General features: G+C 70.0%; 14 protein-coding genes. 9 read left to right on the forward strand and 5 right to left on the reverse strand.

The window, feature by feature from the left end; genetic code table 11:
* A partial coding sequence (locus JF597_RS05755) for a thiamine pyrophosphate-dependent enzyme (RefSeq protein WP_293990150.1) occupies positions 1–1,493 on the forward strand: 1,493 nt, incomplete at its 5' end.
* A gap of 154 nt (positions 1,494–1,647) precedes the next feature.
* The gene (locus JF597_RS05760; RefSeq protein WP_023586593.1) at positions 1,648–1,827 is read left to right on the forward strand and encodes a DUF6104 family protein; all 180 of its coding nucleotides are present in this window, start codon (positions 1,648–1,650) and stop codon (positions 1,825–1,827) included.
* 46 nt (positions 1,828–1,873) lie between these two features.
* On the opposite strand, the gene JF597_RS05765 is transcribed toward JF597_RS05760, so the two are convergent.
* Entirely contained in the window at positions 1,874–2,098 is a 225-nt protein-coding gene (locus tag JF597_RS05765; RefSeq protein WP_293990163.1) for a hypothetical protein, read from the reverse strand.
* A gap of 215 nt (positions 2,099–2,313) precedes the next feature.
* Between JF597_RS05765 and JF597_RS05770 the strand changes: the two genes are divergently transcribed.
* Complete coding sequence (locus JF597_RS05770) at positions 2,314–3,228, forward strand: DUF4097 family beta strand repeat-containing protein (RefSeq protein ID WP_293990165.1); 915 nt, start codon at positions 2,314–2,316, stop codon at positions 3,226–3,228.
* Between the two features lies 1 nt (position 3,229).
* Complete coding sequence (locus JF597_RS05775) at positions 3,230–4,315, forward strand: PadR family transcriptional regulator (RefSeq protein ID WP_293990167.1); 1,086 nt, start codon at positions 3,230–3,232, stop codon at positions 4,313–4,315.
* A gap of 22 nt (positions 4,316–4,337) precedes the next feature.
* Here the strand turns inward: JF597_RS05775 and JF597_RS05780 are convergent, their stop codons facing one another.
* Together JF597_RS05780 and JF597_RS05785 are read right to left on the reverse strand one after the other, a co-directional pair.
* Complete coding sequence (locus JF597_RS05780; RefSeq protein WP_293990169.1) at positions 4,338–5,303, reverse strand: zinc-binding dehydrogenase; 966 nt, start codon at positions 5,301–5,303, stop codon at positions 4,338–4,340.
* Positions 5,304–5,635: 332 nt separating this feature from the next.
* Entirely contained in the window at positions 5,636–6,868 is a 1,233-nt protein-coding gene (locus JF597_RS05785) for an NADP-dependent malic enzyme (RefSeq protein ID WP_293990171.1), read from the reverse strand.
* A 582-nt stretch (positions 6,869–7,450) separates the two neighbouring features.
* Between JF597_RS05785 and JF597_RS05790 the strand changes: the two genes are divergently transcribed.
* From JF597_RS05790 to JF597_RS05800, 3 genes are read left to right on the forward strand one after another with little or no spacing between them, the layout of a single operon-like run.
* Positions 7,451–8,410, forward strand: coding sequence for an ABC transporter substrate-binding protein (locus JF597_RS05790; protein ID WP_293990173.1), 960 nt, complete (start codon positions 7,451–7,453; stop codon positions 8,408–8,410).
* Between the two features lie 30 nt (positions 8,411–8,440).
* Positions 8,441–9,370 (forward strand): amino acid ABC transporter permease, encoded by a 930-nt coding sequence (locus tag JF597_RS05795; protein ID WP_293990175.1) that lies wholly within the window; start codon positions 8,441–8,443, stop codon positions 9,368–9,370.
* A complete protein-coding gene (locus JF597_RS05800) occupies positions 9,367–10,167 on the forward strand; it encodes an amino acid ABC transporter ATP-binding protein (RefSeq protein ID WP_293990177.1) in 801 nt (266 codons plus the stop codon). Before JF597_RS05795 ends, JF597_RS05800 begins: the two co-directional genes overlap by 4 nt.
* 86 nt (positions 10,168–10,253) lie before the next feature.
* On the opposite strand, the gene JF597_RS05805 is transcribed toward JF597_RS05800, so the two are convergent.
* On the reverse strand, positions 10,254–11,024 hold the full coding sequence (locus JF597_RS05805) for a trans-aconitate 2-methyltransferase (protein ID WP_293990179.1): 771 nt from the start codon (positions 11,022–11,024) through the stop codon (positions 10,254–10,256).
* 100 nt (positions 11,025–11,124) lie between these two features.
* Here JF597_RS05805 and JF597_RS05810 point away from each other — a divergent pair, with 100 nt between their 5' ends.
* A complete protein-coding gene (locus JF597_RS05810) occupies positions 11,125–11,763 on the forward strand; it encodes a CGNR zinc finger domain-containing protein (RefSeq protein WP_293990181.1) in 639 nt (212 codons plus the stop codon).
* On the opposite strand, the gene sodX is transcribed toward JF597_RS05810, so the two are convergent.
* Positions 11,658–12,101 carry a nickel-type superoxide dismutase maturation protease gene (sodX, locus tag JF597_RS05815; RefSeq protein ID WP_293990189.1) on the reverse strand — a complete coding sequence of 148 codons (444 nt, stop codon included), beginning with the start codon at positions 12,099–12,101 and terminating at the stop codon, positions 11,658–11,660. The genes JF597_RS05810 and sodX overlap by 106 nt on opposite strands.
* Before the next feature lie 145 nt (positions 12,102–12,246).
* On the opposite strand from sodX, the gene sodN reads away from it, so the two are divergent.
* Positions 12,247–12,642: a superoxide dismutase, Ni gene (gene sodN, locus JF597_RS05820; protein WP_020130742.1), complete on the forward strand. Its 396-nt coding sequence runs from the start codon at positions 12,247–12,249 to the stop codon at positions 12,640–12,642.
* Positions 12,643–12,742 lie beyond the last annotated feature (100 nt).

Below are 12,742 nucleotides of genomic sequence, written 5' to 3' on the forward strand. Positions count from 1 at the left end.
TCCGCCAGGCGTTCAACAAGGACGTGGTGATCGACCTCATCTGCTACCGCCGCCGCGGTCACAACGAGTCGGACAACCCGGCCTTCACCCAGCCGCTGATGTACGACCTGATCGACAAGAAGCGCTCGGTGCGCAAGCTCTACACCGAGTCCCTGATCGGTCGCGGCGACATCACCCTGGAAGAGGCCGAGCAGGCCCTGCAGGACTACCAGGGCCAGCTGGAGAAGGTCTTCACGGAGGTCCGCGAGGCCACCGCGCAGCCGGCCGTCGCGCCCGCCCAGGAGCCGCAGGACGGCTTCCCGGTCGCCGTGCCGACCGCGATCTCCACGGAGGTCGTCAAGCGCATCGCCGAGTCCCAGGTCAACATCCCGGACTACTTCACCGTCCACCCGCGTCTGCTGCCGCAGCTGCAGCGCCGGGCGGCGATGATCGAGGACGGCACGATCGACTGGGGCATGGGCGAGACCCTGGCCATCGGCTCGCTGCTGATGGAGGGCACGCCGGTGCGGCTGTCCGGCCAGGACTCCCAGCGCGGCACCTTCGGCCAGCGCCACGCGGTCCTGATCGACCGGGAGACGGGCGCGGACTACACCCCGCTCCTCTACCTGTCCGAGGACCAGGCCCGCTACAACGTCTACAACTCGCTGCTCTCCGAATACGCGGTGATGGGCTTCGAGTACGGCTACTCGCTGGCCCGTCCGGACGCGCTGGTGATGTGGGAGGCGCAGTTCGGTGACTTCACCAACGGCGCCCAGTCGGTCATCGACGAGTACATCTCGGCGGCCGAGCAGAAGTGGGGCCAGACCTCCGGCGTCACGCTGCTGCTCCCGCACGGCTACGAGGGCCAGGGCCCGGACCACTCCTCGGCCCGCATCGAGCGCTTCCTGCAGCTGTGCGCGCAGAACAACATGACGGTCGCGATGCCGACCCTCCCGTCGAACTACTTCCACCTCCTGCGGTGGCAGGTGCACAACCCGCACCACAAGCCGCTGGTCGTCTTCACCCCGAAGTCGATGCTGCGCCTCAAGGCGGCGGCCTCGAAGGCGGAGGAGTTCACGAGCGGGCAGTTCCGCCCCGTCATCGGCGACGCGTCGGTCGACCCGTCGGCGGTCCGCAAGGTCGTCTTCTGCACCGGCAAGGTCTACTACGACCTGGAGGCCGAGCGGCAGAAGCGCGGTGTCACGGACACGGCGATCATCCGTCTCGAGCGCCTGTACCCGCTGCCGGGTGCGGAGCTCCAGGCCGAGGTCAACAAGTACCCGAACGCCGAGAAGTACCTGTGGACCCAGGAGGAGCCGGCGAACCAGGGTGCCTGGCCGTTCATCGCGCTCAACCTGATCGACCACCTGGACCTGGCGGTCGGCGCCGACGTCCCGGCCGGCGAGCGCCTGCGCCGCATCTCGCGCCCGCACTCCTCGTCCCCGGCGGTGGGCTCGGCCAAGCGCCACCAGGCCGAGCAGGAGCAGCTGGTGCGTGAGGTCTTCGAGGCCTAGGCCCGCGGAGCACCGTGTGGGAGGGCCCGGTTCCCGGTTGCGGGGGCCGGGCCCTTCGGCGTCCGTTCCCGCGCCGACCACCTCCGTCGTCCGCCTAGGCTGGTAGACGCCCACCACCGGGCACCCACACATGCAGGCAGCAGGAGAGCAACCCATGTACTTCACCGATCGAGGCATCGAGGAACTGGAGAAGCGGCGCGGCGAGGAAGAGGTCACCTTCGAGTGGCTCGCGGAACAGCTCCGCACGTTCGTCGACCTGAACCCCGACTTCGAGGTCCCGGTGGAGCGTCTGGCGACGTGGCTGGCCCGGCTGGACGACGAGGACGAGGAGTAGGCGAGCACCCCGGCGACGCCGCGCCCCGTCGGGGGCGCGGGGGGCTTCAGTCCCGCGGGAACACCGTCTCGTACGACAGCTCCAGCACCCCGTGCACCGTCAGCACCGCCCCCACCGCTGCCCACCCCACGCTGCGCCGCCGCATCCCCCACGCGGCGGCCGGCAGGCCCACCGCCACCTCGGCCAGGGCCAGCCGACGGGCCCTCGGCGCCCCTTCCGCGCGCTGCGCGTACGACGGCCGGGAGACGGCTCTGGATTCATCCGTCGACATGGACACACGGTAAGCAATTCCTCCGCTTACCGCCCGATATGCGAGCCGCCTGGACCCCGTCGCGGGTCAACACCGCGCCCAACCGGCCACACTCACGAGTGCCTTGACTTCCCACGTCCGCGATATATCGTGTTTCATGGAAGACGCGATATGGCGCGAGCCGTGCGATCGCGTACGCGTCCAGCCGTCGTGTCCGGCCCGAGGAGGTCCGCACCATGCCCAAGTCCGAGTGGTCCGTCGCCGAGCCCGAGAAGCTCGACTTCGACACCCCCGTCAGCGACCTGCACGTCCGCATCGTCAACGGAACAGTCAACGTCGTGGGCACCGACGAGGGTTCCACCCGCCTGGAGGTCTCCCGGATCGAGGGCCCGCCCCTGATCGTCACGCACGAGGGCGGCACCCTCACGGTGGCCTACGAGGACCTGCCCTGGAAGGGCTTCCTCAAGTGGCTCGACCGCAAGGGCTGGCGGCGCAGCGCGGTCGTCTCGCTCGCCGTCCCGGCGGACACCCGCGTGGAGGTGGGCGTGGTCGGCGCGACGGCCGTCGTCTCCGGGATCACCGGCACCTCGGTGGTCAAGGGCGTCACCGGCGACACCACCCTGGTCGGCCTCTCCGGCGAGGTCCGCGCGGACACGGTGTCGGGGAACCTGGAGGCCCAGGCCGTCACCGGCGACCTGCGGTTCAACTCCGTCTCCGGCGACCTGACCGTCGTCGAGGGCTCCGGCTCGGCCGTGCGCGCCGACTCGGTCAGCGGCTCCATGATCATCGACCTGGACCCGGACGGCCCGACCGACGTCCGGCTGACCAGCGTCTCCGGCGAGATCGCCATCCGGCTGCCGCACCCGGCCGACGCCGAGGTCGAGGCCAACACCGCCAGCGGCACGATCTCCAACGCCTTCGACGGACTGCGGGTGCACGGCCAGTGGGGCGCCCACAAGATCACCGGCCGCCTGGGCGCGGGCACCGGCAAGCTCCGCGCCACCACGGTCTCCGGCTCCATCGCCCTGCTGCGCCGCCCGCCCAAGGAGGACGAGGACGAGCGGGCGGCCTGGGAGGCCGAGCCCCCCACGGGCCCGGCAGAACCGGCCGACGGCACGACCGACGGCACGACCGACAAGAAGGTGCTCTGACATGCCTCCCGTCTTCGCCCACGGCCGTCTCCGCCTCTACCTCCTCAAGCTCCTGGACGAGGCCCCGCGCCACGGCTACGAGGTGATCAGGCTGCTGGAAGAGCGCTTCCAGGGCCTCTACGCCCCCTCGGCGGGCACCGTCTACCCCCGCCTCGCCAAGCTGGAGGCCGAGGGCCTGGTCACGCACACCACCGAGGGGGGCCGCAAGGTCTACGCCATCACGGACGCCGGCCGTGCCGAACTGGCGGATCGCAGTGGTGAACTGGCCGACCTGGAGCTGGAGATCCGGGAGTCGGTGGCCGAACTGGCCGCCGAGATAAGGGCCGACGTGCGCGGCGCCGCCGGTGACCTGCGCCGCGAGGTGCGCGAGGCCGCCTCCGAGGCCCGGCACGGCGCGGGCGCGGGGGCCGGGGAGTACGGCGACCTCGGCGACAAGGAGTCGTGGCGGGCCGCCAAGGAGGAGATGCGCCGGGTCAAGCAGGAGTGGAAGGAGCAGGCCCGCCGCGCCAAGGACGAGAGCCGCCGCGCCCGTGACGAGGCCCAGCGGGCTCGTCGGCAGGCCCAGGAGGCCCAGGCCCAGGCGCGGGCCCAGGCCCAGGAGGAGATGCAGCGCATCGGCCGCCGGGTGCAGGAGCACGTCCAGGACCACTTCGCGCGCGGCGACTGGCCGACGGGGGTCCGCGAGGGCCTCGCCGAACTCGCCAAGGAGTTCGGCGACTTCGGGAAGGACTACGGCATGAACTTCGGCAAGGGCTTCGGCACCCGCACCGAGCCGGCCCCCGGCACCGGCACCGGCACGAACCTGCACAAGCCGGCGCCGGCAGCGTCATCCGCGGCGGCCCCGGAGTACTCGCAGACCGCGGAGGACTTCCCGGCGCAGTACGTCCCCGCGTGGGCGCACGGCGACGAGACCGACACCGGCGACGCGGCCCGCGACCTCGACCGGCTCCTGGACCGTTTCCGGGACGACATCCGCGACGCGGCCCGCGACCACGGAGTCACCCCCGACCAGCTCCGCGAGGCCCGCCGCCACCTCTCGGCGGCGGCGGCCCGCATAGGAGCGCTGCTGGACACCCGGAACCCGTGAGGCCCGGCCGTCCCTCGCCCGATCAGGAGTTGGTCAGCACGATCTTCCCGAACTGGTCGCCGGACTCCAGCCGTTCGAAGCCCTCGCGGGCGCGGTCGAGCGGGAGCAGCTCGTCGATGACGGGACGTACACCGGTGGCGGCGCAGAAGGCGAGCAGGTCCTCCAGCTCGTCCTTGGTGCCCATGGTCGAGCCCACGACCTTCAGCTCCAGGAAGAAGATCCGGGTCAGCTCGGCGTGCGAGGGACGGTCGCCGCTGGTGGCACCGGAGATGACGATGGTGCCGCCGGGCCGCAGCGACTTCACCGAGTGGGACCAGGTCGCGGCGCCGACGGTCTCGATGACGGCGTCCACGCGCTGCGGCAGCCGGGCCCCCGGCTCCACCGCCTCGACGGCGCCGAGTTCCAGGGCCCGCTTCCGCTTGGCCTCGTCGCGGCTGGTGGCGAAGACCCGAAGCCCTGCGGCCTTGCCGAGCACGATCGCGGCCGTGGCGACACCGCCGCCCGCGCCCTGCACGAGGACGGAGTCGCCGGGCCGTACGCCCGCGTTCGTGAAGAGCATCCGATAGGCCGTCAGCCAGGCGGTCGGCAGGCAGGCGGCCTCGGCGAACGACAGTTCCCTGGGCTTGGGCAGGATGTTCCAGGTGGGCACGGCGACCTGCTCGGCGAAGGTGCCCTGGTAGCGCTCGGTGAGGATGGACCGGGGCTCGTCCGGGCCCACCCCGTGGCCGGTCTGCCCGATCACGGAGTGCAGGACGACCTCGTTGCCGTCCTCGTCGACGCCGGCGGCGTCACAGCCGAGGATCATCGGCAGCCGGCCCTCGGGAAGACCGACGCCGCGCAGGGACCAGAGATCGTGATGGTTGAGGGAGGCGGCCCGAACATCGACGGTACTCCAGCCGGGCCGGGCCACAGGGGCGGGGCGCTCCCCCAACTCAAGGCCGGTGAGCGGCTGGTCGCGGTCGATTCGGGCGGCGTAGACGGCGAACATGGGGCTGACGATAGGTTCCCGGCGCCGGTGGCGAAACCGGGGACCGTTGTGACACATCCCCTCTTGCGCCCCGTGAGGGGCGCGGGAACCACGCGAGAAGCCCCGCACACAGCGCCCCGTCAGGGACGCCGGGGGTACCCCCGGCCGAAGGCTGGGGGAGGAACTGCGCGCTCAGCCCCCACCCACCGCCACCCGACGACGGCCCCTACCGACCCCCATGCGGGGGTCTGGGGGCGGCAGCCCCCAGCACACCGGTCACCTCGTAGGCACCCGATCGAGTGGGCGGGTGGGCAAAGAATGGCCCCGCCCAAAAAGAGCGAGGCCATCCGAGGTCACCGCCGGGCAACCCCTTCGGCCCGCGCCGCCGCAGCCACCGCCGCGGTCACCGCGGGCGCAACCCGCTCGTCGAAGGGAGACGGAATGACGTAGTCGGCGGCGAGATCGTCGCCGACGACCGCCGCCAGCGCCTCCGCCGCCGCGATCTTCATCCCCTCCGTGATCCGGGAGGCCCGCACCTGGAGCGCGCCCGCGAAGATGCCGGGGAACGCCAGCACGTTGTTGATCTGGTTCGGGAAGTCCGACCGCCCGGTCGCCACGACCGCCGCGTACTTGTGGGCGACGTCGGGGTGCACCTCGGGGTTCGGGTTGGCCATGGCGAACACGAACGCGCCCTCGGCCATCGAGGCGACGGCCTCCTCCGGGACCGTACCGCCGGAGACGCCGATGAAGACGTCGGCGCCGGCCAGCGCGTCCTCCAGGGAGCCCTTGATCCCGGCCTTGTTGGTGAACCCGGCGACCTCGCGCTTGACCGCGGTGAGGTCGTCGCGGTCGGCCGAGATGATGCCCTTGCGGTCGGCGAGGGCGACATCCCCGATGCCGGCTTCGACCAGCATCTTGGCGATGGCGACCCCGGCCGCGCCGGCACCCGAGATGACCGCCCGGAGCTGCCCGATCTCCCGCCGGCTGAGCCGCGCGGCGTTCCGCAGGGCCGCCAGCGTGACGACGGCCGTACCGTGCTGGTCGTCGTGGAAGACCGGGATGTCGACCCGCTCCTGGAGCTTGCGCTCGATCTCGAAGCACCGCGGTGCCGAGATGTCCTCCAGGTTGATCCCGCCGAAGGACGGGGCGAGCCGGACGACGGTCTCCACGATCTCGTCGACGCCGGTGCAGGCCAGGGCGATGGGGACCGCGTCCACGCCGCCGAACTGCTTGAAGAGGATCGCCTTGCCCTCCATCACGGGGAGGGAGGCCTCGGGACCGATGTCCCCGAGGCCGAGCACGGCCGTACCGTCGGTGACGACGGCCACGACGGACGACTTCCAGGTGTAGTCGTTGACCAGTTCGGGCTGTTCCGCGATCGCGGTGCACACGCGCGCGACTCCGGGCGTGTACGCGAGGGAAAGGTCGTCCTTGTCACGGAGCGGCACGGTGGCCTGCACGGCCATCTTGCCGCCGCGGTGCAGCGCGAAGGCCGGATCGAAGGAATCGAGGGGCTCCGCCCCGCCGTCCTGGTCCGTACTGCCCGACGCGCTGTCGCTGCGAGGATTGACGATCTCCGCTGCCACTTGTCTTACCCCTTAGGTCTGCATGGTTTGAGGGTCGGCCGCTCCCGGTGAGGGAGCGGGCGGGCACCGCGCAGGGCCCGATCACTGATACGTACGAGTGGCACGTACGAGCACCTGCGCGACGGACGCGCCGCACACGCGCCCTGAGCCCCGGATGAGGGGTGTAAAGAACCTTCTTACCGGACGGACAGCGCTCACGACGAGTCGAATAGGCGCAAGGTCACATCACGGATGTCGTAGACAACCGACAGATGAGCGGCTGAGTGAGCGGCAGGAGATCACGGGGTGCAGCCCGAGATGAACCGGTGGTGAACCGAAGATCTTCCGGCCAGAAGGTCGGATTCCCGCAGATGTGCGGGGCGGCGGGTCGAGGAGGGACCGGCCTGACGCGTCACGGGGGTCACCCGTTATCCGATTTTGACATGGTGACACGTCTGCTTGGAGCAATCCCAATGGCAGGATGCCGTAAACCCACGAGGTCGCGACACCCGAAGGTGTGTGTTTCCGTCGACCATCGGCATATCGACATATCAGACACATCGGTATATCGGCTTGTCCTACCCCCTGCCGGAGGAACCCACCATGACCGCAAGCTCCACCCGTCGTACCACCGCCTCGCGCTCCCAGATTGCCGCGTTCGGTGCGATCGCGGTCGCAGGCGCCCTGATCCTCACCGGCTGCGGTGACCAGACGGACAAGGGCGGCGACAACGGTTCCTCCTCGACGTCCTCGGCCCCGCTCGCGAGCAAGCTGCCGGCCGACATCCGCAAGGCCGGTGTGATCAAGGTGGGCTCGGACATCGCCTACCCGCCGGTCGAGTACATGGAGAACGGCAAGGCCGTCGGTGTCGACCCGGACATCGCGGACGCGCTGGGCAAGCAGCTGGGCGTGAAGTTCGAGTTCCAGAACGGCAAGTTCGACAACCTGATCGTGGGCCTGCAGGCCAACCGCTTCAACGTGATCATGTCGGCGATGAACGACACCAAGGACCGCCAGAACGGCATCGACTCCGACACCGGCAAGAAGGTCGGCAGCGGCGTCGACTTCGTCGACTACTTCACCGCCGGCATCTCGATCCCGGTCCAGAAGGGCAACCCGAAGGGCATCAAGTCCCTGGACGACCTGTGCGGCAAGGTCGTGGCCCTGCAGAAGGGCACCACGTCCGAGGGCATCGCCAAGGCGCAGAGCCAGAAGTGTACGAAGGACGGCAACAAGGCCATCGACCTCCAGACCTTCGACACCGACCCCGAGGCGCTGCTCCGGCTGAAGCAGGGCGCCTCCGTCGCCGATCTGAACGACTTCCCGGTGGCCGCCTACAACGCCAAGACGTCGGGCGGCGGCAAGGACTTCGAGGTCGTCGGCGAGCAGATCGAGGCCGGCCCGTACGGCATCGCGGTCAGCAAGGACAACACCCAGCTGCGCGACGCGCTGCAGGCCGCCATGGCCGCCATCATCAAGAGCGGCGACTACCAGAAGATCCTGGAGAAGTGGAACGTCACGCAGGGCGCGGTCACCGAGGCCAAGATCAACGGCGGCTCCTGAACGCCCGGGCACGACTGAAGGGCCGTCACTGTGACTGACACGGTCGACAAGACTCCGGCGCCGTCCGTGCCGCCGGAGCAGATCAAGGCCATCCCGGTGCGCCACTACGGGCGCTGGGTGTCCGGCGTCGTGGTCATCGCACTCCTGGTGCTGATCGGGATCGCCTTCTCCAACGCGAAGATCAACTACAGCGTCATCCCCGACTACCTCTTCGACCAGGGCATCGTCTCCGGCGCCTGGACCACGCTCTACATCTCGGTGCTGGCCATGGTGCTCGGCGTCGCGCTCGGCGTGATCCTCGCGGTGATGCGGCTGTCGTCGAACCCGGTCACCAGCACGGTGTCCTGGTTCTACATCTGGTTCTTCCGCGGCACCCCGGTCCTGGTCCAGCTGCTGCTCTGGTACAACATCGCGCTCGTCTTCCCCATCCTGAACCTGGGGTTCTACAAGGACGAGATGAACCAGGTGATGACGCCGGTCTTCACCGCCCTGCTGGGGCTCGGCCTGAACGAGGCCGCGTACATGTCGGAGATCGTCCGCGCCGGCATCCAGTCGGTCGACGAGGGCCAGACGGAGGCCTCGCACGCGCTGGGCATGACCCAGGGGCAGACGCTGCGCCGGGTGATCCTCCCGCAGGCCATGCGGGTCATCATCCCGCCGACCGGCAACGAGTTCATCAACATGCTGAAGACCTCGTCGCTGGCCTACGCGGTCCAGCTCCCCGAGCTGATCAAGAAGGCCACGGACATCTCCAGCACCTCGCTGGCGGTCGTCGAGATGTACTTCGTCGCCTGCATCTGGTACCTGTTCCTGACCACGATCTTCAGCATCGTGCAGTACTACATCGAGCGCCGGTACGCCCGCGGTTCCTCGCGCAACCTCCCGCCCACCCCGCTGCAGCGGCTGCGGAAGAATCTGTCCCAGTGGGGTTCGTTCCGTCGCCCGGAGGTGGCCCGATGAGCTCTCTCACCAAGGACATCACCCCGCCGAGCAGCGGCGCCCCGATGGTCAAGGCCGAGGGCGTGCACAAGTCGTTCGGGCTGTCGCACATCCTCAAGGGCATCGACCTGGAGGTGCTGCCGCGCGAGGTGTTCTGCCTGATCGGCCCGTCCGGTTCCGGCAAGTCCACGTTCCTGCGGTGCATCAACCACCTCGAGAAGATCAGCGCCGGCCGCCTCTACGTCGACGGCCACCTGGTCGGCTACCGCCAGCAGGGCGACAAGCTCTACGAGCTGAAGGAGAAGGAGGTCGCGGCGCAGCGGCGGGACATCGGCATGGTGTTCCAGCGCTTCAACCTCTTCCCGCACATGACGGCCCTGGAGAACGTCATGGAGGCGCCGGTCCAGGTCAAGCGCGAGTCGAAGGCGTCGGCCCGCGAGCGGGCGCAGCGCCTGCTCGACCGGGTCGGTCTGGGCGATCGCACGGGGCACTATCCGGCGCAGCTCTCCGGCGGCCAGCAGCAGCGCGTCGCGATCGCCCGCGCGCTCGCCATGCAGCCGAAGCTGATGCTCTTCGACGAGCCGACCTCCGCGCTCGACCCGGAGCTGGTCGGCGAGGTCCTGGACGTGATGCGGGACCTGGCCGAGGACGGCATGACGATGATCGTCGTCACCCACGAGATGGGCTTCGCCCGCGAGGTCGGCGACAGTCTGGTCTTCATGGACGACGGCGTGGTGGTCGAGTCCGGCCACCCGCGCGACGTCCTGACCAACCCTCAGCACGACCGGACGAAGTCGTTCCTGTCGAAGGTGCTGTAGCGGGTGCACGGCGGAAGGGGCGGTGCGAGGTGACCCTCGTACCGCCCCTTCGGCCTGTCCGCTCGGGCCTGTCTGCTCGGGTCCGTCTACTTGAGGGCGAGGAGCAGCGTGTCCGACGGCGAGCACCACACCGGCCGCGCCTCCCCGAACCCCTTCTCGCGCAGCACGCGCGCGTGCCAGGCGGCCGAGGGCATGTCGCCGTCCGCGTGCTCCCCGTAGATCTCGAACCGCCGGGCGGTGGGCCCGGCGAGCACCGGGTCCTGCGCCGCCAGCTGCCACCACTCGGCCCAGTCCAGCGCCCCCGCCGCCTTGGCCTGATCCATACCCCGGTGCCGCTGCTCGCGTTCCGCGGCGTTGATCCGGGGCGTGCTGTCGTCGATCATGTGGTCCGCGTTCATGAAGACACCGCCGTCGCGGACCAGCTCCGCGACCTGACCGTAGAGGGCCGCGAGGGGTTCGCTGTGCAGCCAGTGCAGGGCCGTGGCGGTCAGGACGGCGTCGTACGAGTCGTACGGCAGCCGCGCGGTCCACTGCGGGTCCGTCAGGTCGGCGGTGACGAGCGTGACCCGGTCGTCGCCCGCGAAGGTGCCCTCGGCGATGGCGAGGAGGGCCGGGTCGAGGTCGACCCCGGTGCTCACCGCGTCCGGGAAGCGGGCGAGCAGCCGGGCGGTGATGCTGCCGGTGCCGCACGCGAGGTCGAGGACCCGGGGTGCCGTACCGACCAGCGCCTCCACCATGTCGAGCATGACCCGGAACCGCTCCTCGCGGTCCGGCATGTACCACTCCTGCTGCCGGTCCCAGCTCTCCTGCCAGGCACCCCAGTCGGCCCCGGTCGTGGTCGTCGGCGCGTCCGTCATGGCAACCCTCCACCGCACAAGTCCCGTAATACCCTGGAAGCACGACCGGCTGTTACCCGACCGCACGACCGACCATAGAGTGCCCGCGTAAGGACTACAAGTGGAACTGGCCTATTACTCGGATTACGCCGTCCGGCTCGTCAACAGCGAGGAACCGGCCCGCGGCAAGGACTCCCTGACCTCGGTCGAGGCCGTCCGCGAGCTGTTCGGCGGCAACCAGCAGGCCGCCCGGCGCGCCACCGAGGCCGACCTCACCCGCTTCCGCTCGGTCCGGGCCCGGCTGCGCGCGGTCTTCGAGGCGGCCGACAAGGGCGAGGAGACCCTCGCGGTGGACCTGCTGAACTCCCTCCTGCTGGAGTTCCCGGTGAGCCCGCAGATCTCCGGGCACGACTTCCGGGACGAGGACGGCCGTCCGCTGTGGCACATGCACCTGGCGGACCACCCGTCCAACGCCACCGCCGGCTACACCGCCATCGCGGCGATGGGCCTCGCCTTCCACCTCACCGAGTACGGCGTCGACCGCCTCGGCCTGTGCGAGGCGGCGCCGTGCCGCAACGCCTACCTCGACACCTCGACCAACCGCTCCCGGCGCTACTGCTCGGACCGCTGCGCGACCCGCGCCAACGTGGCCGCCTACCGGGCCCGCAAACGCCTGGAGGCGGAACGCCCCGCACGGTCGGCCAGCACCGGCCTCGCGGCCGAGAGCGCCCAGCGCACCAGCGCCAGCGGCGAGCGCTGACCGGCCCGCGGCGGCCGCCAGCGGAACAGGGCCCGGCCGAGGATCAGCTCCTCCGGCACGGTCCCGTAGTCCGTGCTGTCGCCGCCCGCGTACGCGTTGTCCCCGAGCACCCACCAGCCGCCCTCGCGCAGTTCCACGGCCCGCTTGACGACCAGCAGGTCCTGCTGGAAGGGATGACGCAGAACGACGACGTCACCGGCCCGCACCCGGGCCCCGTACCGCACCAGGAGCTGATCCCCCTGGTACAGCGTGGGCACCATGGACGGGCCGGTCACCTCGGCCACCCCGAAGAGCGCGGCGCCCCTCCCCCGCTCGGTCTCCTGCGACAGCTCCGGCATCCCCGGCACCTCCCCGGTCCGTTCCTCCACCAGTCTCAGTCTGACCCTGGACTTTTGTCCTAAGCCCATGGGGGCACTCGCGAAATCAGGCTTCCCAGGGAGTAATGTCCCACCTGAGAAGACGATCACGAGGAAGGAATGCTCCATGCTTTCCCGCCTGTTTGCCCCCAAGGTCAAGGTCAGCGCGCACTGCGACCTGCCCTGCGGTGTGTACGACCCGGCCCAGGCCCGCATCGAGGCGGAGTCGGTGAAGGCCGTGCAGGAGAAGATGGCCGCCAACGACGACCCGCACTTCCAGGCGCGCGCCACCGTCATCAAGGAGCAGCGTGCCGAGCTCGCCAAGCACCACGTCTCGGTGCTCTGGAGCGACTACTTCAAGCCCCCGCACTTCGAGAAGTACCCCCAGCTGCACCAGCTGGTCAACGACACCCTGAAGGCCCTGTCCGCCGCCAAGGCGTCCACGGACCCGAAGACCGGCGAGAAGGCCCTGGAGCTCATCGCCGAGATCGACAAGATCTTCTGGGAGACCAAGAAGGCCTGACCCGCGCCCTCACCGGTTGCCAAGGCTTTATCCGACCGCACCCGGCCCGACAGACCGCCGTTCACGGTGTTCCGGAGGGTCCGGGTGCGGTCTTTTTCCT

Origin of the sequence: Streptomyces sp. (genome assembly GCF_019510245.1) — a bacterium.
Classification (GTDB): Bacteria; Actinomycetota; Actinomycetes; order Streptomycetales; family Streptomycetaceae; genus Streptomyces.

Excerpts from the sequence above, each read along its gene's own strand:
- JF597_RS05760 (WP_023586593.1), top strand. The coding sequence starts at position 1,648 with ATGTACTTCACCGATCGAGGCATCGAGGAACTGGAGAAGCGGCGCGGC.
- JF597_RS05765 (WP_293990163.1), bottom strand. The coding sequence starts at position 2,098 with ATGTCGACGGATGAATCCAGAGCCGTCTCCCGGCCGTCGTACGCGCAG.
- JF597_RS05770 (WP_293990165.1), top strand. The coding sequence starts at position 2,314 with ATGCCCAAGTCCGAGTGGTCCGTCGCCGAGCCCGAGAAGCTCGACTTC.
- JF597_RS05775 (WP_293990167.1), top strand. The coding sequence starts at position 3,230 with ATGCCTCCCGTCTTCGCCCACGGCCGTCTCCGCCTCTACCTCCTCAAG.
- JF597_RS05780 (WP_293990169.1), bottom strand. The coding sequence starts at position 5,303 with ATGTTCGCCGTCTACGCCGCCCGAATCGACCGCGACCAGCCGCTCACC.
- JF597_RS05790 (WP_293990173.1), top strand. The coding sequence starts at position 7,451 with ATGACCGCAAGCTCCACCCGTCGTACCACCGCCTCGCGCTCCCAGATT.
- JF597_RS05800 (WP_293990177.1), top strand. The coding sequence starts at position 9,367 with ATGAGCTCTCTCACCAAGGACATCACCCCGCCGAGCAGCGGCGCCCCG.
- JF597_RS05805 (WP_293990179.1), bottom strand. The coding sequence starts at position 11,024 with ATGACGGACGCGCCGACGACCACGACCGGGGCCGACTGGGGTGCCTGG.
- sodX (WP_293990189.1), bottom strand. The coding sequence starts at position 12,101 with ATGCCGGAGCTGTCGCAGGAGACCGAGCGGGGGAGGGGCGCCGCGCTC.
- sodN (WP_020130742.1), top strand. The coding sequence starts at position 12,247 with ATGCTTTCCCGCCTGTTTGCCCCCAAGGTCAAGGTCAGCGCGCACTGC.